20 protein-coding genes and 1 pseudogene are annotated in these 25,125 nt (G+C 70.6%); 14 read left to right on the plus strand and 7 right to left on the minus strand.

The window, feature by feature from the left end:
- Positions 1 to 17: 17 nt before the first annotated feature.
- From secD to QUY26_RS33540, 4 genes are all read left to right on the plus strand, one after another.
- Positions 18 to 1,844, plus strand: coding sequence for a protein translocase subunit SecD (gene secD, locus QUY26_RS33525; protein ID WP_289953479.1), 1,827 nt, complete (start codon positions 18 to 20; stop codon positions 1,842 to 1,844).
- Position 1,845: 1 nt separating this feature from the next.
- A complete protein-coding gene (secF, locus tag QUY26_RS33530) occupies positions 1,846 to 2,994 on the plus strand; it encodes a protein translocase subunit SecF (RefSeq protein WP_289953480.1) in 1,149 nt (382 codons plus the stop codon).
- Positions 2,991 to 3,539 carry an adenine phosphoribosyltransferase gene (locus QUY26_RS33535; protein WP_289953481.1) on the plus strand — a complete coding sequence of 183 codons (549 nt, stop codon included), beginning with the start codon at positions 2,991 to 2,993 and terminating at the stop codon, positions 3,537 to 3,539. The genes secF and QUY26_RS33535 overlap by 4 nt, the downstream gene beginning before the upstream one ends.
- 252 nt (positions 3,540 to 3,791) lie before the next feature.
- The gene (locus QUY26_RS33540; protein ID WP_289953482.1) at positions 3,792 to 6,383 is read left to right on the plus strand and encodes a RelA/SpoT family protein; all 2,592 of its coding nucleotides are present in this window, start codon (positions 3,792 to 3,794) and stop codon (positions 6,381 to 6,383) included.
- 139 nt (positions 6,384 to 6,522) lie between these two features.
- Here the strand turns inward: QUY26_RS33540 and QUY26_RS33545 are convergent, their stop codons facing one another.
- Complete coding sequence (locus QUY26_RS33545; protein ID WP_289953483.1) at positions 6,523 to 7,755, minus strand: DUF349 domain-containing protein; 1,233 nt, start codon at positions 7,753 to 7,755, stop codon at positions 6,523 to 6,525.
- Positions 7,756 to 7,888: 133 nt separating this feature from the next.
- A complete protein-coding gene (locus QUY26_RS33550; protein ID WP_289953484.1) occupies positions 7,889 to 8,716 on the minus strand; it encodes a peptidylprolyl isomerase in 828 nt (275 codons plus the stop codon).
- A 191-nt stretch (positions 8,717 to 8,907) separates the two neighbouring features.
- On the opposite strand from QUY26_RS33550, the gene QUY26_RS33555 reads away from it, so the two are divergent.
- Together QUY26_RS33555 and hisS are read left to right on the plus strand one after the other, a co-directional pair.
- Positions 8,908 to 9,612, plus strand: coding sequence for an MBL fold metallo-hydrolase (locus tag QUY26_RS33555; protein ID WP_289953485.1), 705 nt, complete (start codon positions 8,908 to 8,910; stop codon positions 9,610 to 9,612).
- 13 nt (positions 9,613 to 9,625) lie between these two features.
- Positions 9,626 to 10,888 (plus strand): histidine--tRNA ligase, encoded by a 1,263-nt coding sequence (gene hisS, locus QUY26_RS33560; protein ID WP_289953486.1) that lies wholly within the window; start codon positions 9,626 to 9,628, stop codon positions 10,886 to 10,888.
- 118 nt (positions 10,889 to 11,006) lie between these two features.
- On the opposite strand, the gene QUY26_RS33565 is transcribed toward hisS, so the two are convergent.
- Genes QUY26_RS33565 through QUY26_RS33580 form a run of 4 tightly spaced genes read right to left on the minus strand, consistent with a single transcriptional unit; the run spans position 11,007 to position 14,771 of the window.
- Positions 11,007 to 11,633, minus strand: a complete 627-nt coding sequence (locus QUY26_RS33565; RefSeq protein ID WP_087883319.1) for a response regulator — start codon at positions 11,631 to 11,633, stop codon at positions 11,007 to 11,009.
- Positions 11,630 to 13,048: a sensor histidine kinase gene (locus QUY26_RS33570; RefSeq protein ID WP_289953487.1), complete on the minus strand. Its 1,419-nt coding sequence runs from the start codon at positions 13,046 to 13,048 to the stop codon at positions 11,630 to 11,632. Before QUY26_RS33570 ends, QUY26_RS33565 begins: the two co-directional genes overlap by 4 nt.
- Positions 13,006 to 13,893, minus strand: a complete 888-nt coding sequence (locus QUY26_RS33575; RefSeq protein WP_289953488.1) for an ABC transporter permease — start codon at positions 13,891 to 13,893, stop codon at positions 13,006 to 13,008. Before QUY26_RS33575 ends, QUY26_RS33570 begins: the two co-directional genes overlap by 43 nt.
- Complete coding sequence (locus QUY26_RS33580) at positions 13,890 to 14,771, minus strand: ABC transporter ATP-binding protein (protein ID WP_289953489.1); 882 nt, start codon at positions 14,769 to 14,771, stop codon at positions 13,890 to 13,892. The genes QUY26_RS33575 and QUY26_RS33580 overlap by 4 nt, the downstream gene beginning before the upstream one ends.
- Before the next feature lie 149 nt (positions 14,772 to 14,920).
- On the opposite strand from QUY26_RS33580, the gene QUY26_RS33585 reads away from it, so the two are divergent.
- The 3 genes from QUY26_RS33585 to rpsD all read left to right on the plus strand — a co-directional run bounded on the left by QUY26_RS33585 (position 14,921) and on the right by rpsD (position 17,945).
- On the plus strand, positions 14,921 to 15,550 hold the full coding sequence (locus tag QUY26_RS33585) for a vitamin K epoxide reductase family protein (RefSeq protein WP_289953490.1): 630 nt from the start codon (positions 14,921 to 14,923) through the stop codon (positions 15,548 to 15,550).
- Between the two features lie 68 nt (positions 15,551 to 15,618).
- On the plus strand, positions 15,619 to 16,971 hold the full coding sequence (locus tag QUY26_RS33590) for a replication-associated recombination protein A (protein ID WP_289953491.1): 1,353 nt from the start codon (positions 15,619 to 15,621) through the stop codon (positions 16,969 to 16,971).
- Positions 16,972 to 17,330: 359 nt separating this feature from the next.
- Positions 17,331 to 17,945: a 30S ribosomal protein S4 gene (gene rpsD, locus QUY26_RS33595; protein WP_289953492.1), complete on the plus strand. Its 615-nt coding sequence runs from the start codon at positions 17,331 to 17,333 to the stop codon at positions 17,943 to 17,945.
- Positions 17,946 to 17,967: 22 nt separating this feature from the next.
- On the opposite strand, the gene QUY26_RS33600 is transcribed toward rpsD, so the two are convergent.
- On the minus strand, positions 17,968 to 20,178 hold the full coding sequence (locus tag QUY26_RS33600) for an ATP-binding protein (RefSeq protein ID WP_289953493.1): 2,211 nt from the start codon (positions 20,176 to 20,178) through the stop codon (positions 17,968 to 17,970).
- A gap of 205 nt (positions 20,179 to 20,383) precedes the next feature.
- Here QUY26_RS33600 and QUY26_RS33605 point away from each other — a divergent pair, with 205 nt between their 5' ends.
- From QUY26_RS33605 to QUY26_RS33625, 5 genes and pseudogenes are all read left to right on the plus strand, one after another.
- Positions 20,384 to 20,812, plus strand: coding sequence for a DUF948 domain-containing protein (locus tag QUY26_RS33605; RefSeq protein ID WP_030360489.1), 429 nt, complete (start codon positions 20,384 to 20,386; stop codon positions 20,810 to 20,812).
- Between the two features lie 7 nt (positions 20,813 to 20,819).
- Entirely contained in the window at positions 20,820 to 21,173 is a 354-nt protein-coding gene (locus QUY26_RS33610; protein ID WP_289953494.1) for a DUF6167 family protein, read from the plus strand.
- On the plus strand, positions 21,173 to 23,842 hold the full coding sequence (gene alaS, locus QUY26_RS33615) for an alanine--tRNA ligase (RefSeq protein ID WP_289953495.1): 2,670 nt from the start codon (positions 21,173 to 21,175) through the stop codon (positions 23,840 to 23,842). The genes QUY26_RS33610 and alaS overlap by 1 nt, the downstream gene beginning before the upstream one ends.
- An 11-nt stretch (positions 23,843 to 23,853) precedes the next feature.
- Positions 23,854 to 24,330 carry a Holliday junction resolvase RuvX gene (gene ruvX / locus QUY26_RS33620; RefSeq protein WP_289953496.1) on the plus strand — a complete coding sequence of 159 codons (477 nt, stop codon included), beginning with the start codon at positions 23,854 to 23,856 and terminating at the stop codon, positions 24,328 to 24,330.
- A 139-nt stretch (positions 24,331 to 24,469) separates the two neighbouring features.
- Positions 24,470 to 25,089, plus strand: a pseudogene (locus QUY26_RS33625) (RNA-guided endonuclease InsQ/TnpB family protein); the annotation flags it as partial.
- Positions 25,090 to 25,125 lie beyond the last annotated feature (36 nt).

The raw sequence follows: 25,125 nt of genomic DNA on the forward strand, positions 1-25,125 counted from the left end.
ACAGGGAGAACGAGAAGGTGGCAGCACCCAAGAAGGGCCGTAGGCAGGCCGCCCAGGGGAAACCGGGCCGCACCCTGGTCCTGATCATGATCGCCCTGGTGGCGCTCACCGGAGGGATGTTCCTCTCCGGGCACACCACCCCCCGCCTGGGCATCGACCTCGCCGGGGGTACGAGCATCACGCTCGAGGCGAAGAACGAGCCGGGTCAGAAGAACGCGATCAACCAGACCAACCTGAACACGGCTGTTGGCATCATCAACAACCGTGTCAACGGTCTGGGTGTCTCCGAAGCCGAGGTGCAGACCCAGGGCGACCGGAACATCATCGTCAACATCCCCAAGGGCACCAACGCCAAGCAGGCACGGGAGCAGGTCGGTACGACCGCCCAGCTGTACTTCCGGCCCGTCCTCGCCCAGCAGCCCAGCACCGGGCAGGCCGAGGAGCCGAAGCCGAAGCCGTCGTCCTCCGACAAGGACGGCAAGGGCGACAAGGACGGCAAGGGCGACAAGGGCGACCAGTCCAAGGAGAGCGAGAAGCCCCAGGACAAGGCCACCTCGCCGACCGGGACGCCGACGACCCAGGGCCGTTCCGTCACCGACGGCCTGAAGGACGAGCCGACCCCGTCCGGGACGCCCACGGGCGACGCCAAGGACAAGGGCGACCAGGGGGACAAGGGCAAGGACGACGGCAAGAAGGCCCCGACGCCGCCTGCCGACCCCACCGCCAAGCTCCAGGAGCAGTTCACCAAGCTCGACTGCACCGACGAGAAGGCCCGCCTGAAGGTCAAGGAGGGCGTCAAGCCCACCGACCCGGTCGTGGCCTGCGGCAAGAGCAGCGACGGCAAGGGCTGGGACAAGTTCATCCTCGGACCCTCCGAGGTCAACGGCAAGGAGGTCGATGACGCGAAGGCCGTCTACGACACCCAGGGTGCCGCTGGCTGGAAGGTCACGATGAAGTTCACCGGCAAGGGCACGAAGCAGTTCGGTGACATCACGGGCAAGCTCGCCAGCCAGCAGCCGCCGCAGAACGAGTTCGGCATCGTGATGGACGGCGAGGTCGTCTCCGCGCCTTACGTCAAGCAGGCGCTGACCTCCGGCGAGGCCGAGATCTCCGGAAGCTTCACCCAGGACGAGGCCAAGGACCTGGCCAACATCCTGTCGTACGGCGCGCTTCCGCTGACCTTCAAGGAGCAGAGCGTCACCACGGTCAGCGCGGCCCTCGGCGGCGAGCAGCTGCGCGCCGGTCTCATCGCCGGCGCCATCGGCCTCGCGCTCGTCATCGTCTACATGGTCGCGTACTACCGCGGCCTGGCCTTCATCGCCATCGCGTCCCTCGGCGTCTCCGCGGCGCTGACGTACACGATCATGACGCTGCTCGGCCCGACGATTAAGTTCGCGCTGAACCTGCCCGCGGTCTGTGGTGCCATCGTCGCCATCGGTATCACCGCCGACTCGTTCATCGTCTACTTCGAACGCATAAGGGACGAGATCCGCGAGGGCCGCACGCTGCGGCCCGCCGTCGAGCGCGCCTGGCCGCGGGCCCGGCGCACCATCCTGGTGTCCGACTTCGTGTCCTTCCTCGCCGCCGCGGTGCTCTTCGTCGTCACCGTGGGCAAGGTCCAGGGCTTCGCGTTCACGCTGGGTCTGACCACGCTGCTCGACGTCGTCGTGGTGTTCTTCTTCACCAAGCCACTGATGACGATCATGGCCCGCAAGAAGTTCTTCGCGGGCGGCGGCAAGTGGTCCGGACTCGACCCGAAGCGTCTTGGCGCCAAGCCGCCGCTGCGCCGCTCGCGCGCCGCCGCGACCGCCGCCCCCGTCGACCCGACCCCGAAGGAGGCGTGAGATGTCGAAACTCGGAGATCTCGGCGCCCGGCTCTACCGCGGCGAGGTCGGCTACGACTTCGTCGGCAAGCGCAAGATCTGGTACGGCATCTCGATCCTGATCACCATCACGGCCATCGTCGGCCTGGCGGTGCGGGGCCTGAACATGGGCATCGAGTTCGAGGGCGGCGCCGTCTTCAACACGCCGAAGACCAGCGTGTCGGTCGCCAAGGCGGAAGAGGTCGCGGAAGAGACCTCCGGCCACGACGCGCTCGTGCAGAAGCTCGGCAACGACACCCTGCGCATTCAGATCGCCGGTGTGGACACCGCCAAGTCCGACCAGATCAAGGCCGAGCTCGCCAAGGAGCTCGACATGAAGGCCGACGACATCAACGCGGACCTGGTGGGTCCGAGCTGGGGCGAACAGATCGCCAACAAGGCCTGGCAGGGCCTGGCGATCTTCATGGTCCTGGTCGTGATCTATCTGGCGATCGCCTTCGAGTGGCGCATGGCGCTCGCCGCCCTCATCGCGCTCATCCACGACATCACCATCACCGTGGGTGTGTACGCCCTCGTGGGCTTCGAGGTCACACCGGGCACGGTGATCGGTCTGCTGACCATCCTCGGTTATTCGCTGTACGACACGGTCGTGGTCTTCGACAGCCTCAAGGAACAGTCGAAGGACCTCGCCAAGCAGACCCGCTTCACCTACAGCGAGGTCGCCAACCGCTCGATCAACAGCACCCTGGTGCGTTCCATCAACACCACGGTGGTGGCGCTGTTGCCGGTCGCCGGTCTGCTGTTCATCGGTGGCGGGTTCCTCGGCGCGGGCATGCTGAACGACATCTCGCTGTCGCTGTTCGTCGGCCTCGCCGCGGGCGCGTACTCCTCGATCTTCATCGCGACCCCGCTGGTCGCCGATCTCAAGGAGACCGAGCCGCAGATGAAGGCGCTCAAGAAGCGGGTGCTCGCCAAGCGCAGGGCGGCCGCCGCCAAGGGCGAGTCCGCCGAGACCCCGGTGTCCGCGGACGCGAACCCCGACGACGGTGCCGCGGAGCCCGACGAGGACTCCGCGGACGCAGCCCCGGCCGTGGTCGGCCCGCGCTCGGGTCCCCGTTCGCAGCCCGCCCGCAACCGCGGTCGCGGCCGCCCGTCGGGGAAGCGCCGATGACCGAGCTGGTCGACGTCAACGCGCTGCTCCTGAGCCGCATCCGTGACGTGCCGGACTACCCCGAGCCCGGCGTGCTGTTCAAGGACATCACGCCGCTGCTCGCGGACCCGGCCGCGTTCACCGCTCTGACCGGCGCCCTCGCCGACCTGAGCGTGCGGCACGGGGCCACCAAGGTCGTCGGCCTGGAGGCGCGCGGGTTCATCCTGGGCGCCCCCGTCGCGCTGAAGGCCGGGGTCGGCTTCATTCCCGTACGCAAGGCGGGCAAGCTCCCCGGAGCGACCCTCAGCCAGCGCTACGACCTGGAGTACGGCAGCGCGGAGATCGAGGTGCACGCCGAGGACCTCAAGCCCGACGACCGCGTCATGGTCATCGACGACGTCCTCGCCACCGGCGGCACCGCCGAGGCCTCGCTGCGGCTCATCCGCCGTGCCGGGGCCCAGGTAGCCGGTGTGGCGGTCCTGATGGAGCTGGGCTTCCTGAACGGCCGCGAGCGGCTGAATCCCGCTCTGGACGGCGCGCCCCTGGAGGCCCTGCTCACGGTCTGAGCCCTCCGAGAAGGGGCGTGAGAGGGCGCGAGAGGCCCTGACGGGAGTGCCCGGCCGCCGGCGGCCGGTCCGGGCACTCCCGCATCACTCCAGCGGCGTAAGAGGCGGGCCCGGCGGAATCCGGCGCCCGCCTCTGGTGTTTCTCCAGTACAGAGCCGTCTCACCGGCCGAGGGCGAGCCGTCGGCCCAGGATCGATACCATGGGCACTTCGGGACCTCACCGGGGGACCCGATCGCGCACAGGGAGCGCTCTTGCCAGACGAGTCCCAGCCACTTGCCGCCGCCAAGTCCGCCCAGCAGGCCGAGCGGGCCGCGGCGCCCGCTGTCGCGCCCGCGAAGAAGGCACCGAGCGCGCCCGGCGGGACGTCCGCGCAGGGCGAGCAGGGTGCTCCGCGACCGGCCGAGACGCGGGCGGCCGAGCAGACCCGCCCCAAGCCGCCGGCCGAGCCGCAGCCCGCCCCGCCGGTGCCCGCCGCCCCGCCGGTCCGCCCGGTCCCCGGCCGTACCTCCGCCCCGAGCAAGCCCCCCGTCAGCGGCAAGGCCGAGCGCTCCGGCTCCTCCAACCGCGTGCGCGCCCGCCTCGCCCGCCTCGGCGTCCAGCGCTCCAACCCGTACAACCCGGTCCTGGAACCGCTGCTGCGCATAGTGCGCAGCAACGACCCGAAGATCGAGACGGCCACGCTGCGCCAGATCGAGCGCGCCTACCAGGTCGCCGAGCGCTGGCACCGCGGCCAGAAGCGCAAGAGCGGCGACCCGTACATCACGCACCCCCTCGCCGTCACCACCATCCTCGCCGAGCTGGGCATGGACCCCGCGACCCTGATGGCGGGCCTGCTGCACGACACCGTCGAGGACACCGAGTACGGCCTCGACACCCTGCGCCGCGACTTCGGCGACCAGGTCGCGCTGCTCGTCGACGGCGTCACCAAGCTCGACAAGGTCAAGTTCGGCGAGGCCGCGCAGGCCGAGACCGTGCGCAAGATGGTCGTCGCCATGGCCAAGGACCCCCGCGTCCTGGTCATCAAGCTCGCCGACCGCCTGCACAACATGCGCACGATGCGCTACCTCAAGCGCGAGAAGCAGGAGAAGAAGGCCCGCGAGACGCTGGAGATCTACGCTCCGCTCGCGCACCGCCTGGGCATGAACACCATCAAATGGGAGCTGGAGGACCTCGCCTTCGCGATCCTCTACCCCAAGATGTACGACGAGATCGTGCGTCTGGTGGCCGAGCGCGCCCCCAAGCGCGACGAGTACCTGGCCATAGTGACCGACGAGGTCCAGGCCGACCTGCGCGCCGCCCGCATCAAGGCCACCGTCACCGGGCGGCCCAAGCACTACTACAGCGTCTACCAGAAGATGATCGTCCGCGGCCGTGACTTCGCGGAGATCTACGACCTGGTCGGCATCCGCGTCCTCGTGGACACCGTCCGCGACTGCTACGCGGCCCTCGGCACCGTCCACGCGCGATGGAACCCGGTTCCCGGCCGGTTCAAGGACTACATCGCGATGCCCAAGTTCAACATGTACCAGTCGCTGCACACGACGGTCATCGGCCCCAACGGCAAGCCCGTCGAGCTGCAGATCCGCACGTTCGACATGCACCGCCGCGCCGAGTACGGCATCGCCGCGCACTGGAAGTACAAGCAGGAGGCCGTCGCCGGCGCCTCCAAGGTGCGCACGGACGTGCCGAAGAAGACCGGCAAGGACGACCACCTCAACGACATGGCGTGGCTGCGCCAGCTCCTGGACTGGCAGAAGGAGACCGAGGACCCCAGCGAGTTCCTGGAGTCCCTGCGCTTCGACCTGTCGCGCAACGAGGTCTTCGTCTTCACGCCGAAGGGCGACGTCATCGCCCTCCCGGCGGGCGCGACCCCGGTCGACTTCTCGTACGCGGTGCACACCGAGGTCGGCCACCGCACCATAGGCGCCCGGGTCAACGGACGGCTCGTGCCGCTCGAATCGACCCTGGACAACGGCGACCTGGTGGAGGTCTTCACCTCCAAGGCCGCGGGGGCGGGCCCGTCCCGCGACTGGCTCGGCTTCGTCAAGTCGCCGCGGGCCCGCAACAAGATCCGCGCCTGGTTCTCCAAGGAGCGCCGCGAGGAGGCCATCGAGCAGGGCAAGGACGCCATCGCGCGCGCCATGCGCAAGCAGAACCTGCCGATCCAGCGCATCCTCACCGGCGACTCCCTGGTCACCCTCGCGCACGAGATGCGCTACCCCGACATCTCCTCGCTGTACGCGGCGATCGGCGAGGGCCACGTCACCGCGCAGAGCGTCGTGCAGAAGCTCGTCCAGGCGCTCGGCGGCGAGGAGGCCGCCAACGAGGACATCGCCGAGAGCGCGCCGCCCTCGCGCAGCCGGTCCAAGCGCCGCTCCAACGCCGACCCCGGAGTCGTCGTCAAGGGCGTCGACGACGTGTGGGTCAAGCTGGCCCGCTGCTGCACGCCGGTGCCGGGCGACCCCATCATCGGCTTCGTCACGCGCGGCAGTGGCGTATCGGTTCACCGCAGCGACTGCGTGAACGTGGACTCGCTGTCCCGTGAGCCGGAGCGCATCCTCGAGGTCGAGTGGGCGCCCACGCAGTCGTCGGTCTTCCTGGTGGCCATCCAGGTGGAGGCCCTGGACCGGTCCCGGCTGCTCTCGGACGTCACGCGCATCCTCTCCGACCAGCACGTCAACATCCTGTCCGCGGCCGTGCAGACCTCCCGCGACCGGGTCGCCACCTCCCGCTTCACCTTCGAGATGGGCGACCCCAAGCACCTGGGCCATGTGCTCAAGGCGGTCAGGGGAGTCGAGGGCGTCTACGACGTGTACCGGGTGACGTCGGCGCGACGGCCGTAGGCCCTGCGACGAAAACGGCTCCGGTGCGTCTGCACCGGAGCCGTTTTCGTGTGATGGCACATCAGCCATCAATTGAGGAACCACAGCGGCGAGTAACCAGCTCCGCGAGAGCGGCGGCGGTTTAGCCGCAAAGAGGGGCTCAGCCGCCGAACTCCTGCAGGCCCTTCAGTGCCTGGTCGAGCAGCGCCTGACGGCCGTCCAGCTCCTTCTGGAGCTTGTCGGCCTTGGCGGTGTTGCCCGCCGTGCGCGCCGCCTCGATCTGGCCCCGGAGCTTGTCCACGGCGGCCTGGAGCTGACCGGTCAGACCCTCGGCACGCGCCCGCGCCTCCGGGTTCGTCCGGCGCCACTCGGCCTCCTCGGACTCCTGCAGAGCCCGCTCGACCGCGTGCATCCGGCCCTCGACCTTCGGCCGGGCGTCGCGCGGGACGTGGCCGATGGCCTCCCAGCGCTCGTTGATGGAGCGGAAGGCCGCGCGGGCCGCCTTCAGGTCCGTCACCGGGACGAGCTTCTCGGCCTCGTCGGCCAGCTCCTCCTTGAGCTTCAGGTTCTCGCCCTGTTCGGCGTCGCGCTCCGCGAACACCGCGCTGCGCGCCGCGAAGAACACGTCCTGGGCGCCGCGGAAGCGGTTCCACAGGTCGTCCTCGTGCTCGCGCTGGGCGCGGCCCGCCGCCTTCCAGTCGGCCATCAGCTCGCGGTAGCGCGCGGCCGTCGGACCCCAGTCCGTCGAGCCCGAGAGCGACTCGGCCTCCGCGACCAGCTTCTCCTTGGCCTTGCGGGCCTCCTCGCGCTGCGCGTCCAGGGACGCGAAGTGGGCCTTGCGACGCTTGGAGAACGCCGAGCGGGCGTGCGAGAAGCGGTGCCACAGCTCGTCGTCGGACTTGCGGTCGAGGCGGGGCAGCCCCTTCCACGTGTCCACCAGGGCCCGCAGGCGCTCACCGGCCGCACGCCACTGCTCGCTCTGCGCGAGCTCCTCGGCCTCCGCGACCAGCGCCTCCTTGGAGTGCCGCGCCTCGTCCGACTGTTTGGCCTTCTGCGCCTTGCGCTCCTCACGGCGCGCCTCGACGGTCTCGACCAGCTTGTCGAGCCGCTTGCCGAGCGCGTCCAGATCGCCGACGGCGTGCGCCTCGTCGACCTGCTGGCGCAGGTGGTCGATGGCGGTCGTCGCGTCCTTGGCCGACAGGTCGGTCGTCTTCACCCGGCGCTCGAGAAGTCCGATCTCGACGACCAGACCGTCGTACTTGCGCTCGAAATAGGCGAGGGCCTCCTCGGGAGATCCTGCCTGCCACGATCCGACCACTCGCTCGCCGCCGTCGGCCGTACGCACGTACACGGTCCCCGTCTCGTCGACGCGGCCCCACGGGTCGCTGCTCACAGCGCCTCCTCCACATGATGCCTGCACAAGGCCACGGGCCCCCGGCATCGTCCACAGTTTCGTCACCGCCAACATAGGCGACCGGCGGGGCGGCTGTCCGCATCCAGCGCGAGCGAAATTCGCCCGCCTGCGGTCAGGATTTACGGACGGTGGCCTTGTCGATGACGACCGTCGCGTTCGGTGTGCCGTCACCCTGCCCGCTGCTCTCACCGGCCGCAGCGATCTTCTTGAGCACCTTCATCCCCGCGTCGGACACCTTCCCGAACGGTGTGTAGTCGGGCGGCAGCTGACTGTCCTGGTAGACGAGGAAGAACTGACTGCCGCCGCTGTCACGGCCCTTCTTCGTGTCCGGCTTGTACTTGTTCGCCATGGCGACCGTGCCCGCCGGATACACCCCGCCCTTGAGCCGCTCATCCTTCAGATTCTCGTCCGGAATGGTGTAGCCGGGGTCGCCCTCGCCGGTGCCCTTCGGGTCGCCGCACTGCAGGACGTTGACGTTGCCCGCGGTGAGGCGGTGGCAGCGCGTGTGGTCCAAGTACCCCTTGTCGACGAGGAACTTGAACGAGTTCACGGTGTGCGGGGCCTTCGCCGCGTCCATGTCGATGTCCATGTCGCCGCACGTCGTGGCCAGCTTCATCCGGTACGAGGCCGACTTGTCGACGGTGAGCGCGGGCTCCTTCTTGAAGCTGAGCGGCTTGACCTTGCCCGGCGCGGCCTTCTCGCAGGGGTCCTCCGGCTTGCTGGGCGTCGGCGTCGGGGCCGCCTCGTCCTTCGTCGAGCCCCCGTCGTCGAAGGCGCCCGCCGCGTACGAGACCGCGCCGCCCGCCACCACCAAGGCGACCGCACCGGCGATCACCGCGTTGCGTATCCGCCGCCGGCGTCGCGCGGCCTCCCGCCGCTGCTGCTGCCGCAAGAACTTCTCCCGCGCGAGCTGCTTGCGCCGCTGTTCCTGGCTGACCACCGGGTGCACTCCCTGTACGTCTCGGTCGGCGCGTCTGTCGTACGTCGCCTGGGTCGTCGTCGCGCGGCGTGACCGGCCGCGTGTGCCCCGTACCGTATATGGGTTAGCTGTGGAATCGGCAGCGCCGGTAGGCTCTGAACTGCCGCAATCTCCGCTGCGACCTCCGCCGGACGACGAAACGAAGGACGATCGTGCTCATTGCCGGGTTTCCCGCCGGGGCCTGGGGGACCAACTGCTACCTGGTCGCCCCCGCCGCCGGTGAGGAATGCGTGATCATCGACCCGGGGCACCAGGCCACCGAAGGAGTCGAGGAAGCGCTCCGGAAGCATCGGCTCAAGCCCGTCGCCGTCATCCTCACCCATGGCCACATCGACCATGTCGCGTCGGTCGTCCCCGTCTGCGGCGCGCACGACGTGCCCGCGTGGATCCACCCCGACGACCGGTACATGATGAGCGACCCGGAGAAGGCCATCGGCCGCTCCTTCGGCGCGCAGCTGCTCGGCGAGCTGACCGTGGGGGAGCCCTCCGACCTCAGGGAGCTGGCCGACGGCGAGCAGTTGAAGCTCGCCGGTCTCGACTTCTCCGTCGCGCACGCGCCGGGCCATACGAAGGGGTCGGTGACCTTCCGGCTGCCCGAGTCCGCCGAGGTCCCCTCGGTGTTCTTCTCGGGCGACCTGCTGTTCGCCGGCTCCATCGGACGCACCGACCTGCCCGGCGGATCGCACGCCGACATGCTCGAGTCGCTGGCACGCGTGTGCCTGCCGCTCGACGACTCGACCGTGGTCCTGCCCGGCCACAACGAGCACACGACCATCGGCCGTGAGCGCGCCACCAACCCCTATCTGCGCCAGGTGGCCGCCGGCCTGGGAGCCGACGCTCCCCGACGAGGAATGTGACGAGAGAAAACCCGTGAGTACCTTCCAGGCCCCCAAGGGCACCTACGACCTGCTGCCGCCGGTTTCCGCGACCTACCTCGCCGTCCGCGAGGCGATCGCCGCGCCGCTGCGCAACTCCGGGTACGGCTATGTCGAGACGCCCGGCTTCGAGAACGTCGAGCTGTTCGCGCGCGGTGTCGGTGAGTCGACCGACATCGTCACCAAAGAGATGTACGCCTTCGAGACCAAGGGCGGCGACAAGCTCGCGCTGCGCCCCGAAGGCACCGCCTCCGTGCTGCGCGCCGCCCTCGAGGGCAACCTGCACAAGGCGGGCAACCTCCCGGTCAAGCTCTGGTACTCGGGCTCGTACTACCGCTACGAGCGCCCGCAGAAGGGGCGCTACCGCCACTTCTCCCAGGTCGGCGCCGAGGCGATCGGCGCGGAGGACCCGGCGCTCGACGCCGAGCTGATCATCCTGGCCGACCAGGCCTACCGCTCGCTCGGCCTGAAGGAGTTCCGCATCCTGCTGAACTCCCTCGGCGACAAGGAGTGCCGCCCCGTCTACCGCACCGCCCTCCAGGACTTCCTGCGCGAGCTGGACCTGGACGAGGAGACACGTCGACGTATCGACATCAACCCGCTCCGCGTCCTGGACGACAAGCGCGCCGACGTGCAGAAGCAGCTCGTGGGCGCCCCGATGCTCGCCGACTACCTGTGCGACGCCTGCAAGGCGTACCACGAGCAGGTGCGCGAGCTCCTGACTGCGGCGGGCATCGCCTACGAGGACGACCCGAAGCTGGTCCGCGGGCTCGACTACTACACGCGCACCACCTTCGAGTTCGTCCACGACGGCCTCGGCTCGCAGTCCGCGGTCGGTGGCGGCGGGCGCTACGACGGCCTGTCCGAGATGATCGGCGGCCCCGCGCTGCCGTCCGTCGGCTGGGCGCTCGGCGTGGACCGCACGGTGCTCGCCCTGGAAGCCGAGGGCGTCACCCTCGACCTGCCCGCGGCCACCAGCGTGTTCGCGGTGCCGCTCGGCGAGGAGGCGCGCCGGGTGCTCTTCGCCAAGGTGACGGAGCTGCGCCGGGCCGGGGTCGCCGCCGACTTCTCGTACGGCGGGAAGGGGCTCAAGGGCGCCATGAAGAACGCCAACCGCTCGGGCGCCCGCTTCACCGTCGTCGCCGGTGAGCGTGATCTCGCCGAGGGCGTCGTCCAGCTCAAGGACATGGAGTCCGGCGAGCAGGAGGCGGTCGCGGTGGACGAGGTCGTGGCCGTGGTGAAGAGCAAGCTGGGCTGATGCCGTGGCTGGGCCCCGGGTGCGGATGCGCGCCCGGGGCCCAGCCGTTTACAGGGGGCGCTGGTTCCGTCGTTTCCCGGGGCCGCGCGAGCTCAGCTCCCGGGTCGGCCCGCCCGGGTCAGCCCTCCAGGAGTCCGTGCCGCATCGCGCTCGTCACCGCCGCCGTCCTGTCGGCCACCTCCAACTTGCCGAAGACGCGCAGCAGATGCGTCTTCACCGTCGACTCGCCGATGTGCAGCCGACGGCCGATCTCGGCGTTGGTGCAGCCTTCCGCGACGAGCCGCAGGACGGCCGTCTCACGCTCCGACAGACGCGGCCGCTCCGGTCTGGCCCGCAACTGGTCCACGAGGCGGGCCGCCACGGACGGGGCGAGGACGGTCTCCCCGCGGGCCGCCGCCCGCACCGCGTCGGCGAGTTCACCGCGGGCCAGGTCCTTGAGGAGATAGCCCGCCGCGCCCGCCTCGACGGCGCGCAGGATGTCACGGTCCGTCTCGTACGTGGTCAGGACGATGATCCGGCACGGCAGTCCCGCCTCCGTCATCCTTACGATCGCGTCCGCTCCGTCGCCGCCGGGCATCCGCAGGTCCATCAGGACGATGTCCGGGCGCAGCCGGGCGGCGAGCGCCTCGGCCTGCGGTCCGTTGGCCGCCTCCGCCACGACGTCCAGGTCGGGCTCGGCGCTGAGCATGGCGCGCAGGCCTTCGCGGACGACGGGGTGGTCGTCGGCGAGCAGGACACGGATCACGGCGCGGTCCTTTCGGTGGGTTCCGAGGGGGCGGAGGGCTTGGTGGGCGCGGTGGGTGGCGCGGGTGCGGGGCGTGCGGCGGGCTCGGGGGCCTCGGAGGGGGCTGGGGGTGCGGGGGGTGCGGGGGAGCGGTGGGGCGGGTCGGGGGTGGCGCCGGGCTCCGGCGGGCCGTGGGGCTCTGGGGCGCCGTCCGGTTCGGGGAGCGGCAGTCGGACTGTGACCGTCGTGCCCCCGCCGGGAGCGCTGACCACCTCGGCCGTGCCGCTGACCTCGGCCGCCCGCGTCCGCAGCCCGCGCAGCCCGAAGCCTTCATGGTGGGCGCCGGTGTCGAAACCGCGCCCCGAGTCGCTGACCGCCAGCGTGAGGGCGCCCGGCCGGTAGTCGAGGGCGACCCGCACCTCGGCGTCGGGGCCCGCGTGCTTCGCCGCGTTGGCCAGCGCCTCCTGGCAGGAGCGCAGGGCGACGACCTCCAGGCCGGGGGGCAGCGGCCGGGCGGTGCCGATGACCGTGACGGCGGCGCCGTGGCGGTCGGCGACGCGGCGCAGAGCGTCCGGGAGGGAGGCGCCGCGCAGGTCGTCCGGAGCGCGCCCGGCCACCAGGGATCGGGCCTCCGCGAGGTTCTGCCGGGCCGTGGCCTGCATCAGCTCCAGATGGCGGCGGGCCGCCACCACATCGTGGTCCAGCTCCGCGTCGACTGCCTGGACCAGCATCAGCAGGCTGGTGAACCCCTGGGCGAGGGTGTCGTGGATCTCGCGGGACATGCGCTCGCGCTCGGCGAGGGCGCCGCGCTCGGCGGAAAGACGGGCCACCTCCTCACGGCTCGCCTCCAATTCCGCGATGAGGTCCGCGCGTTCCTGGCTCTGGGCGATGATGTGGATGATCCACGTCCCGAGCGCCGTGCCGAAGACCAGGGACACGACGGCACCCACCGAGTTGAGGAAGACGTCCTGTGGGTCCGGGCGCCACAGCAGCGCCCAGCCCGCCACCGGCGCGACATTGATCACGACGAGGGTGACCAGTGCGCGGCGGATCCGCAGCGCGATGAAGCACTGCGGCACCAGGGCGAAGGTCAGCAGCCGGGTCTCGGTGACGAGGGCGCCGGACGCCACGAACAGGGTGGTGGCCACCGTGAGATAGCGCACCGCCCGACGTTGGTCGGCGCCCTCGGTGAGCAGCACCGGCCGGCCGCTGATCACGTACCAGACGAGGAGCAGCACGACCAGCGCGGCCGACGCCGGGCGGGCGGCGGCGCCGGGCCCGTCGACGGTGAACGCCAGGACCAGCGTGCCGACCCACACGACGGCGAAGTAGCAGTCCCAGAGCAGGAAGCCGCGGTCCCACTGGTCGCTACCTGGGGGATCGGGCTCCGCGCTCACCCGTCGCGGCGGCTTTTCCAGCGGAAGGTCAACAGACACAGCGCCAATCCTCCGACGCACCAAGCTGTGAGCACCAGCGCTATACGCCCGTACTCCCAACTTCCCGCCTGCTCCAGTACCTGCGCCGACTCGGGCAGGAACACCCCGCGGAAGCCCTGGCACATCCACTTGAGCGGGAACAGGGCACCGAGCGTGAGCATCCAGTCCGGGACCGTGTCGATGGCTATATAGACACCGGAGATGAACTGCAGCACCAGGAACGGCAGGACGACCACGGACGAGGCGCTGCGGCCGGACCGCGGGACGCTGCTGATGGCGACGCCGAGCAGCGCGCAGCCCGTCAGACCGAGCACGAAGATCCAGGCGAAGGTGAGCCACTTCTCCGGGGACGTCGGCAGGTCCAGGTCGAACAGCGTCGCGCCGACGGCGAGCAGGATCAGGGTCTCCAGGAGGCCGGTGATCAGGACGAGCCAGACCTTCCCGAGGAAGTACGAGACCGGTGGCATCGGGGTGCCGCGCAGGCGCCGCAGCACCTGCTCGTCGCGCTCCATGGCGATGGCGATGCCGAGCGACTGGAAGCTGATGGACATGATGCCCGCGCCGATCATCGCGGCGACGTACAGCTGTGACGCCGTGATGCCCGCGTCCTCCACGTCGCCCTTGAAGATGGACGCGAACAGGAAGAGCAGCACCACCGGGAACGCGAACGTGAACACGCCCTGCTCGCGCTGGCGGAAGAACTGCTTCAGCTCCAGCGTGCCCTGGTGCAGCCCCAGCCACCAGGCGCTGGGAAGCCGCTCGGCACCGGACGCGGCCCGGGTGCGCCCGGGGAGACGCGGGGTCCGCGGAGTCCCGGGTGTGCCGTGCGAGGTCGTCGTGGTCATCGCTCGTCCTCCTCGGACTTCGGCCCGTCTTCCTGTCCGGTCAGGCGCAGATACACGTCCTCCAGGCTGGGGCGGCTGACGCGCAGGCCGGGGATCTCGCCGTCGAAGCGGCTCATCAGCTCGGCGACGGTCCGGGTCGGGGTGGTGGTGCGCAGGTCGCGGGGGCCGCTGTCGGGCTCGGTCCACTCGACGACGGCCTCGCTGCCGTACTCCCGGCGCAGGGCCGCGGGCTCGCCCTCGGCCACGACCCGGCCCCGGGCGATCACCGCGAGGCGGTCGGCGAGGGCCTCGGCCTCCTGGAGGTAGTGCGTGGTGAGGACGACGGTGGTGCCCTCGTCGGCCAGGGCCCGGATGACGTCCCAGAACTGGCGGCGGGCGGCCGGGTCGAAACCCGTCGTCGGCTCGTCGAGCAGCAGCAGGCTCGGGTCGCCGATGATGCCGAGCGCCACGTCGAGCCGGCGGCGCTGCCCGCCCGAGAGCGCCTTGATGCGGCTGTCCGCCTTCTCCTGGAGGCCGACCAGATCCAGCACGTCCTGTGGCCGGCGAGGTCGTGGGTAGTACCGCGCGAAGTGGGTCACCGTCTCGCGCACCGTCAGTTCGGCGGGCGCCGACTCGTCCTGCCACACGATGCCGACGCGGGCCCGCCAGGCGCGGTCCGCCGTCGCCGGGTCGGCGCCCAGGACGGACACCTCGCCCCCGTCGCGCGTGCGGTGGCCCTGGAGGATCTCGACGGTCGTGGACTTGCCCGCGCCGTTCGGCCCGAGGATGCCGAACACCTCGCCGTGCGTCACCGTCAGGTCGATGCCGTCCACGGCCGTCACGGCGCCGTACCTCTTGCGCAGTCCACGGACGTCGACGGCTGGCTGATGCGTTGTCATGACAATGAGCCTCCCGCCGCAGCGAACACGACGGGACCCCCATACGTATCTGCTTGTGTCCACCGATCGGTGGACACACAGCTACGTACGGCACAATGTCCCTGCCCGCAGGCCACCACGAGCGACGGAACGGCGTGATGAGCGAAACGATGTCAGTGCAGGACGGCGCCGCGGCCGGTCAGGACCACGAGGACGCGCCGGGAGCCGTCGGTGGCAGCAGGGCGCTCGCGCTGCTCCTGGTGATCACCGGAGCCGCCGGGCTGCTCGCCTCCTGGGTCATCACGCTGGACAAGTTCGAGCTCCTGAAGGACCCGAACTTCCAGCCGGGCTGCAGCATCAACCCGGTCGTGGCCTGCGGCAGCATCATGAAGAGCGACCAGGCGGAGGCGTTCGGCTTCCCGAACCCGATGCTGGGCCTCGCCGCGTACGCCGTCGTGATCGGTGTCGGCATGAGCCTGCTCGGCCGCGCCCGCTTCCCGCGCTGGTACTGGCTCACGTTCAACGCGGGCACGCTCTTCGGCGTCGGCTTCTGCACCTGGCTGCAGTTCCAGTCGCTCTACCGCATCAACGCGCTCTGCCTGTGGTGCTGCCTGGCCTGGGTCGCCACGATCCTGATGTTCTGGTACGTCACGGCCTTCAACGTCCGCCAGGGCTTCCTGCCCGCGCCGGGCTGGCTGAAGACCTTCTTCGAGGACTTCAGCTGGGCGCTGCCGGTCGTGCACGTCGGTATCATCGCGATGCTGATCCTCACGCGCTGGGGCTCCGACCTCTGGGTCTGAGGCCGGATCCGAGCCCGGACCGAGGCGTCCGGGGCCGGTTGTCAGTGGGGTGACATAGGGTTTTCGACGTGGAGCCCGACCTGTTCACCGCCGCAGCCGAAGACCGCCAGGAGAAGGACCCGTCCAGCAGTCCCCTGGCCGTCCGGATGCGCCCACGCACCCTCGACGAAGTCGTCGGACAGCAGCATCTGCTCCGGCCCGGATCGCCGCTGCGCCGGCTCGTCGAAGGCGGCGGCGGGCCCGCCGGACCGTCGTCGGTGTTCCTCTGGGGCCCGCCCGGCATCGGCAAGACGACCCTGGCGTACGTGGTCTCCAAAGCGACGAACAAGCGCTTCGTGGAGCTCTCCGCGATCACCGCGGGCGTCAAGGAGGTCCGCGCGGTCATCGACGGCGCCCGCCGCGCGATGGGCGGCCACGGCAAGGAGACCGTCCTCTTCCTCGACGAGATCCACCGCTTCAGCAAGGCCCAGCAGGACTCCCTGCTGCCCGCCGTCGAGAACCGCTGGGTGACACTGATCGCCGCGACGACGGAGAACCCGTACTTCTCCGTGATCTCCCCGCTCCTGTCCCGCTCCCTGCTGCTCACCCTCGAACCGCTCACGGACGACGACCTGCGCGGACTCCTGAAGCGGGCCCTCACCGACGAGCGCGGCCTCGGCGGCGCCGTCACCCTGCCCGAGGAGGCCGAGCAGCACCTCCTGCGGATCGCGGGCGGCGACGCCCGCCGTGCGCTCACCGCCCTCGAAGCGGGCGCGGGCTCGGCCCTGTCCAAGGGTGAGCAGGAGATCACGCTCCAGACCCTGGAGGAGTCCGTCGACCGCGCGGCGGTCAAGTACGACCGCGCGGGCGACCAGCACTACGACGTCGCGAGCGCCCTGATCAAGTCCATCCGCGGCTCGGACGTGGACGCGGCCCTGCACTATCTGGCCCGCATGATCGAGGCGGGCGAGGACCCCCGGTTCATCGCCCGCCGCCTGATGATCTCGGCCAGCGAGGACATCGGCCTCGCCGACCCGACGGCCCTGCCCACCGCCGTCGCCGCCGCCCAGGCCGTCGCCATGATCGGCTTCCCGGAGGCGGCCCTCACCCTCAGCCACGCCACCATCGCCCTCGCCCTGGCCCCGAAGTCGAACGCCGCGACCACGGCCATAGGCGCCGCCCTGGAGGACGTCCGCAAGGGCCACGCGGGCCCCGTCCCGCCCCACCTGCGCGACGGCCACTACAAGGGCGCGGCCAAGCTGGGGCACGCCCAGGGCTATGTGTACCCCCACGACCTGCCCGAAGGCATCGCCGCACAGGAGTACGCCCCCGAGGCCCTGCGCGACCGCGAGTACTACACCCCCACCCGGCACGGCGCCGAGGCCCGGTACGCCGACGCCGTCGAGTGGACCAGGAAGCACCTCGGCCGCAAGCGCTCCTGAGGCACCTGTGTCGCAAGCGGTCCTGAGCGCCCTGTAGAATCCCTCGGAGCGCTGCGTCCCGTGTCCGGTCTCGTACCGGCACCACCAGAACGGGACATCCAGCCGGAGCCCCCGCCCCCGGGCAGGGAGGTTCCAGGAGCGTCGCGCACCGTCGAAGGTGTCGCGGGCAGCCCACCACCCTCCCGGATCCCGGGACACGGTCGGTGGGCCACTCGCGTGCTGCACATAGTGCCCAGACCAGGGAGCGGCTGCCAGGTGGGTCCGACCGACCGGATCCATCGGGTTTCCCAGGCTGCGGATGCGACCTCCCCTAACCCTGGTGAAGCCGATTTCGTACAGAAAACAGAGGTGTTTGGTTCATGCCGAACCAGTCCCGCCCCAAGGTCAAGAAGTCGCGTGCCCTCGGCATCGCGCTGACCCCGAAGGCCGTCAAGTACTTCGAGGCCCGTCCCTACCCGCCGGGCGAGCACGGCCGCGGCCGCAAGCAGAACTCGGACTACAAGGTCCGTCTGCTCGAGAAGCAGCGTCTGCGCGCGCAGTACGACGTGTCCGAGCGCCAGCTCGTCCGCGCCTACGAGCGTGCCTCCAAGGTTCAGGGCAAGACCGGTGAGGCCCTGATCATCGAGCTCGAGCGTCGTCTCGACGCCCTGGTCCTGCGTTCGGGCATCGCCCGCACCATCTACCAGGCCCGGCAGATGGTCGTCCACGGCCACATCGAGGTCAACGGCCAGAAGGTCGACAAGCCGTCCTTCCGCGTGAAGCCGGACGACGTCGTCATGGTCCGCGAGCGCAGCCGCCAGAAGCCGCTGTTCGAGGTCGCGCGCGAGGGTGGCTTCGCCGCCGACGGCGAGACCCCGCGCTACCTCCAGGTGAACCTGAAGGCCCTGGCCTTCCGCCTGGACCGCGAGCCGAACCGCAAGGAGATCCCCGTGATCTGCGACGAGCAGCTCGTCGTCGAGTACTACGCCCGCTGACCCGGACGTAGCCTCACCTGCTTCAGCCCGCCGTCTCCCCGCCCCGCGTGGTCGGGGAGACGGCGGGTTCGCGCGTTTCCGGGGTCCGTGGCACCCCCGGTGCCTCGCCGCGGCCGGGGCGGCGCGTCCCGGTCGCCTCCGCGCGCCGACGCAGCGCCCGCGAGACCGCCACATCGGGGCTCAGCTCGGCGCCCGCCCGCAGGCACTCCTCGTACCGCTCGTCCCCGAGCCGCTCCCGCGCCTGCGTCTCGCACAGGACGTGCGGCCCGCCGAAGTGCTCCGAGCCGAACAGCGGCAGCCCCACCGACGGCCAGATCCGCGCCGCGGCGCCCTGCAGCACCGCCGCCTCCGCCGCGTCGCCCTCCGCCACCGTGAACAGGGCGAGCAGCTCCACGGCGAGCACCGTGCCGAGCAGGTCGTGGAAGGCGTGGTCCAGGTCCAGACACCGGGTGACCAGGTCCCGCGCCCGCCCGTGCTCACCGTCCGTCCAGGCCGCGTAGCCGAGGACGTACAGGGCGTACGCCAGCGCCCAGCGCTCCCCGTGGTCCTCGCAGACCTGGCGCGCGTCCTCGCACAGCTCCACCGCGTCCCCGAGCGACCCCTGGAAGGCCAGCGCCATCGCCAGCTCGACCTGGCCCATCAGGACGTTGCTGTTCAGCTCCCCGATCCGCCGGTACTGCTCGAGCGCCGCGCGCAGCAGCCGCTCCGCGCGCGGCATGTCGTCCGTGACAAGCGCCAGACAGCCCATGCGGTGCACCGCGTACGCCGCCGCGACGGCGCTGCCGGTGCGCTCCGCCGTGTCCTGGCACTCCTGGAGCGCGCACAGCGCGGGCACCGTGTCGCCCTGCAGGATCGCCACGTACCCGAGCACCCACAGCGCCTTGAGCCGCGACTCCTCGTGCGCGCCCTCCAGCTCGACGGCCCGCTCCAGCCAGTGCCTGCCCTCCGCGAGCCGCCCACAGCCCACCCAGCAGAACCACAGCGTGCCCGCCAGGTACTGGCCCAGATGCGTCTCGTCCGGCTCGGTCAGACAGAACTCCAGGGCGGTGCGCAGATTGGGCAGCTCGCACTCGACGAGCGTGGCGACCTCCACCTGCCGGGGCGAGAACCAGTCCAGCTCGCACCAGGTGGCGAGCCCCATGTACCAGTCGCGGTGCCTGCGCCGCATCCGTGCCGCGTCGCCGGTCGCCTCCAGCCACTCCGCGCCGTACGCCCGGACCGTGTCGAGCATCCGGTAGCGCACCCCCGTGGGGCTCTCCTCACGGGACACCACCGACTGCGCCACCAGCTCGTCGAGGACGTCCAGGACGTCGTCCGCGTGCAGCCCGTCACCGCTGCACACGTACTCGACCGACTCCAGGTCGAACGGCCCGGAGAAGACCGAGAGCCGCGCCCAGAGGAGCCGCTCGCGGGCCGTGCACAGCTCGTGGCTCCAGCCGATCGCCGTCCGCAGCGTCTGGTGCCGCGGGGGCGCGTCGCGGCGCGTACCGGCGAGCAGCCGGAACCGGTCGTCGAGGCGAGCGAGCAGTTGCTCCGGGGAGAGCACCCGCAGCCGACCCGCCGCCAGCTCCAGGGCGAGCGGGATGCCGTCGAGACGGCGGCACAGCTCCCGCACGTCGTCGAGGCCGGGTCCGTCCGGGGCGAAGCCCGGCAGGCACGCCGCCGCCCGGTCGGTGAACAGCGCGGCCGCGTCCGACTCCGGCATCGGCGCGAGCGGAAGCACCCGCTCACCGGCCGTGCCGAGCGGTCTGCGGCCCGCCGCGAGCACCCGCAGGTCCGGACACCGCAGCAGCAGGTCCCGCACCAGCGACGCCGTCGCGTCCACCAGGTGCTCGAACCCGTCGACGACGAGAAGCAGTTCGCGCCCGGCCAGCCGGTCGAGCAGTACCTGCCGCGGTGAACGACTGGTGTGGTCCGTCAGCTCCAGGGCACCGGCCACGGCGTGCTCCACGAGATGCGGGTCACGCACCCCCGCGAGTTCCACGAGCCAGGCCCCGTCCCGCGGCGCGACCGCCGCCGCCACCTTCGTCGCGAGCCGTGACTTGCCGACGCCGCCGACGCCCGTCACGGTCACCAGACGGGCCGAGGCCAAGGCTGCGGGCAGTGCCGCGAGTTCGGCGCCGCGCCCGAAGAAGGCGGTCAGCTCGGCCGGGAGGTTCCCCGTGGCGGGCGGGCAGCCGCGGGAGCGGACGGAGTCGTTCCGGCGGTCGTCGGGGCGCTGAGGGCGTCGCATGAGGTACGGAGCGTACTCAGGCGTAAGCATTCCGTACAATCAGCTCGCCCGAGCCCGCGTGGACCGCCGGGCCCAAGTGCCGCGTGCGGTAATGCGGTACGGAGCCGGGGCCCCGGCGCGATAGGGTCGGAGGACGACTTTTCGACGTTCGACGACCTTGGGATCCACAGCGGATCCAGGGCGATGTCTCAGGGAGCGGTGAGCGGTGTCCGGTGGCGAGGTGGCCGGGATCCTGGTGGCCGTCTTCTGGGCGATTCTGGTGTCCTTCCTGGCCGTGGCGCTGGCAAGGCTGGCGCAGACGCTCAGGGCGACCACCAAGCTCGTCGCGGACGTGACCGAGCAGGCCGTGCCCCTGCTCGCCGACGCCTCGACGGCCGTGCGCTCCGCGCAGACCCAGATCGACCGCGTGGACGCCATCGCCACCGACGTCCAGGAAGTCACGTCGAACGCGTCGGCGCTGTCCACCACCGTGGCCTCCACCTTCGGCGGCCCGCTGGTCAAGGTCGCGGCGTTCGGCTACGGAGTGCGCCGGGCCCTCAGTCGTAAGGAAGTGCCCGCCAAGCCGTCACGTCGTACGGTGATCGTGGGCCGCACCCTCCCGTCCGCACGGCGGGGCAAGCGGAAGAAGGACTGACGCAGCGATGTTCCGACGTACGTTCTGGTTCACCGCGGGCGCGGCCGCCGGCGTCTGGGCCACCACCAAGGTCAACCGCAAGCTGAAGCAGCTGACGCCGGAGAGCCTCGCCGCCAGGGCCGCCGACAAGGCGCTCGAAGCGGGCCACCGGATCAAGGACTTCGCGCTCGACGTCCGCGACGGCATGGCCGAGCGCGAGGCCGAGCTGGGCGAAGCCCTCGGCGTGAACGCCCCGCTCGACCCCGAACTGCCCGCACAGCGTCGCTTCGCGCTCGTCGAGCCCGCCACCAAGAAGACCCCCAAGTCCCTCGCGAAGTCGACGGACACGACGTACTCGTACAACCGGAATGAGGACCACTGATGGAGTCGGCTGAAATCCGCCGCCGCTGGCTGAGCTTCTTCGAGGAGCGTGGGCACAAGGTCGTGCCGTCGGCGTCGCTGATCGCAGACGACCCGACGCTGCTCCTCGTACCCGCGGGCATGGTGCCCTTCAAGCCCTACTTCCTGGGCGAGGCCAAGCCGCCGGCCCCCCGCGTCACCAGCGTGCAGAAGTGCGTGCGCACGCCGGACATCGAAGAGGTCGGCAAGACCACCCGGCACGGCACGTTCTTCCAGATGTGCGGCAACTTCTCCTTCGGCGACTACTTCAAGGAAGGCGCCATCAAGCTCGCCTGGGAGCTGCTCACCGAGCCCCAGGACAAGGGCGGCTACGGCCTGGACCCGGAGAAGCTCTGGATCACGGTCTACAAGGAGGACGACGAGGCCGAGCGCATCTGGCGCGACGTCATCGGCGTCCCCGCCGAGCGCATCCAGCGCCTGGGCATGGGCCCGAACTTCTGGTCCATGGGCGTGCCCGGGCCCTGCGGCCCCTGCTCGGAGATCAACTACGACCGCGGCCCCGAGTTCGGCGAGGAGGGCGGCCCGGCCGTCAACGACGAGCGCTACGTGGAGATCTGGAACCTGGTCTTCATGCAGTTCGAGCGCGGCGCGGGCACGGGCAAGGAGGACTTCCCGATCCTCGGCGACCTGCCGTCGAAGAACATCGACACGGGCCTCGGCCTGGAGCGCCTCGCCATGATCCTGCAGGGCGTACAGAACATGTACGAGACCGACACCCTGCGCGTCGTCATGGACAAGGCCACCGAGCTGACCGGCGTGCGCTACGGCGCCGAGCACGGCTCGGACGTCTCGCTGCGCGTGGTCGCCGACCACATGCGCACGTCCGTGATGCTCATCGGCGACGGCGTCACCCCCGGCAACGAGGGCCGTGGCTACGTCCTGCGCCGCATCATGCGCCGCGCCGTCCGCAACATGCGCCTGCTCGGCGCCACCGGACCGGTCGTCGCCGAGCTGGTCGACACGGTCATCAAGACCATGGGCGAGCAGTACCCGGAGCTGCTCACCGAGCGCAAGCGCATCGAGACCGTCGCCCTCGCCGAGGAAGCCGCCTTCCTCAAGGCCCTCAAGGGCGGCACGAACATCCTCGACACCGCCGTCACCGAGACCAAGGCCGCCGGTTCCACCGTGCTCCCCGGCGACAAGGCGTTCCTGCTCCACGACACCTGGGGCTTCCCGATCGACCTCACCCTGGAGATGGCCGCCGAACAGGGCCTGACCGTGGACGAGGACGGCTTCCGGCGCCTGATGAAGGAGCAGCGGGAGCGCGCCAAGGCCGACGCCCAGGCCAAGAAGACCGGCCACGCCGACCTCGGCGCCTACCGCGAGATCGCCGACAACGCCGGAGCCACCGACTTCACGGGCTACACCGCCACCGAGAACGAGGCCGTCATCGTCGGCCTCCTCGTCGACGGCGTCTCCTCGCCCGCCGCCACCGAGGGCGACGAGGTCGAGATCGTCCTCGACCGCACCCCGTTCTACGCCGAGGGCGGCGGCCAGATCGGCGACACCGGCCGCATCCGCCTGGACAGCGGCGCCGTCGTCGAGGTCCGCGACGTCCAGAAGCCGGTGCCGGGCGTGCACGTCCACAAGGGCGTCGTGCAGGTCGGCGAGATCACCGTCGGCGCCCCGGTGTGGGCCTCGATCGACTCCCACCGCCGCCGCGCCATCGCCCGCGCCCACTCCGCCACGCACCTCACCCACCAGGCGCTGCGCGACGCGCTCGGCCCGACGGCCGCCCAGGCCGGCTCGGAGAACCAGCCCGGCCGCTTCCGCTTCGACTTCGGCTCGCCGTCCGCCGTGCCCACGGCCGTGATGACGGACGTCGAGCAGAAGATCAACGAAGTACTCGCGCGCGAGCTGGACGTCCAGGCCGAGGTCATGTCGATCGACGAGGCCAAGAAGCAGGGCGCCATCGCCGAGTTCGGCGAGAAGTACGGCGAGCGCGTGCGCGTCGTGACCATCGGTGACTTCTCCAAGGAGCTGTGCGGCGGCACCCACGTGCACAACACCGCCCAGCTCGGCCTCGTCAAGCTGCTCGGCGAGTCCTCCATCGGCTCGGGCGTGCGCCGCATCGAGGCCCTCGTCGGCGTCGACGCCTACAACTTCCTGGCCAAGGAGCATACGGTCGTCGCCCAGCTCCAGGAGCTGGTCAAGGGCCGCCCCGAGGAACTGCCCGAGAAGATCTCCGGCATGCTCGCCAAGCTGAAGGACGCCGAGAAGGAGATCGAGAAGTTCCGCGCGGAGAAGGTCCTGGCGGCCGCCGCCGGTCTCGCCCAGGGAGCCAAGGACGTGCGCGGCGTCGCGCTCGTCACCGGCCAGGTCCCCGACGGCACCGCCGCCGACGACCTGCGCAAGCTCGTCCTCGACGTGCGCGGCCGCATCCCGAGCGACCGGCCGGTCGTGGTGGCCCTGTTCAGCACCGCGAACGGCCGTCCGCTGACGGTCATCGCCACCAACGAGTCCGCCCGCGAGCGCGGCCTCAAGGCCGGTGACCTGGTGCGCACCGCCGCCAAGACCCTCGGCGGCGGAGGCGGCGGCAAGCCGGACGTCGCCCAGGGCGGCGGCCAGAACGTGGCCGCCATCGGCGACGCCATCGCCGCCGTCGAGCGCCTCGTCACCGAGACGGCCTGAGGCCCGCCCCGATGACCGAAGGCATCCGTCGCGGGCGCAGGCTCGCGATCGACGTCGGGGACGCCAGGATCGGGGTCGCCTCGTGCGACCCCGACGGGATCCTCGCCACGCCGGTGGAGACCGTGCCGGGACGTGACGTCCCGGCCGCCCAGCGCCGCTTGCGGCAACTCGTCGCGGAGTACGAGCCGATCGAGGTCGTCGTCGGGCTCCCTCGCTCCCTCAAGGGGGGCGAGGGCCCGGCCGCCGTGAAGGTCCGCGGCTTCGCCCAGGAGCTCGCCGCCGGGATCGCCCCCGTTCCGGTGCGACTCGTGGACGAGAGGATGACCACAGTGACGGCCAGTCAGAGCCTGCGCGCCTCCGGTGTGAAGTCCAAAAAGGGCAGGTCTGTCATCGATCAGGCGGCGGCCGTGGTGATTCTGCAGCAGGCGCTGGAGTCCGAACGGGTGTCGGGCAAGGCACCCGGCGAGGGCGTCGACCTTCAGGGGTAATTCTTGGAACTCGCCTGACGGCTCACAAAATATGGCTCTAGCTTGTGAGCCATGGCGAGATGCGTACGGCGGGCTTTCAAGTACCGCTTCCATCCGACAAGTTCTCGGCAGCGGTGCTGTCGCGAACATTCGGATGCGTATGCCCGAGGGAGCTGAACCGTCAACTGTGACGGTTTCGCGCGACGCCGCAGGGCGATGGTTCGTCTCGCTGCTGGTGGCGGCCCCGTCGGTGCGGCCACTAGGACAGGCGGAACGCGACATCATCGCGTTGGACGCGGGACTCACGGTCCTGGTGACGCTGTCGACAGGCGAGAAGGTCACCAACCCCCGGCACGAACGTCACGATCGTGGTCGAGGACTTGAACGTGCGAGGCATGCTGAAGAACCACTCACTGGCGCGTGCCATCTCCGACGCGGCGTGGACCGAGCTCCGCAGCATGCTGGACTACAAGTGCCGGTGGTACGGGCGGCACCTGGTAGTCGTGGACCAGTGGTCCCCGTCCAGCAAGACGTGCTCAGCCTAGGGCCATCATCTCGCGCATCTCCCCCTCCACGTCCGAGAGTGGACGTGCCCCGCTTGTGGGACCCTGCATGACCGGGAGGTGAACGGGGCCAAGAACCTACTGGCCGTCGGGCAGGCGGTGACAGCCTGTGGAGCTGGCGCAAGGCCTCCTCGGGAGTACTCCCGGACGGGGCGGGCCGGCTGCGAAGCAGGAAGCCAAGCAGGCGACTGTTGGACGCTTCTCCGAGGAGAAATGAATGTCAACTGATCGCGATACGGTAACGTTCCGCGCG

Source organism: Streptomyces flavofungini, from assembly GCF_030388665.1.
Taxonomy (GTDB): domain Bacteria; phylum Actinomycetota; class Actinomycetes; order Streptomycetales; family Streptomycetaceae; genus Streptomyces; species Streptomyces flavofungini_A.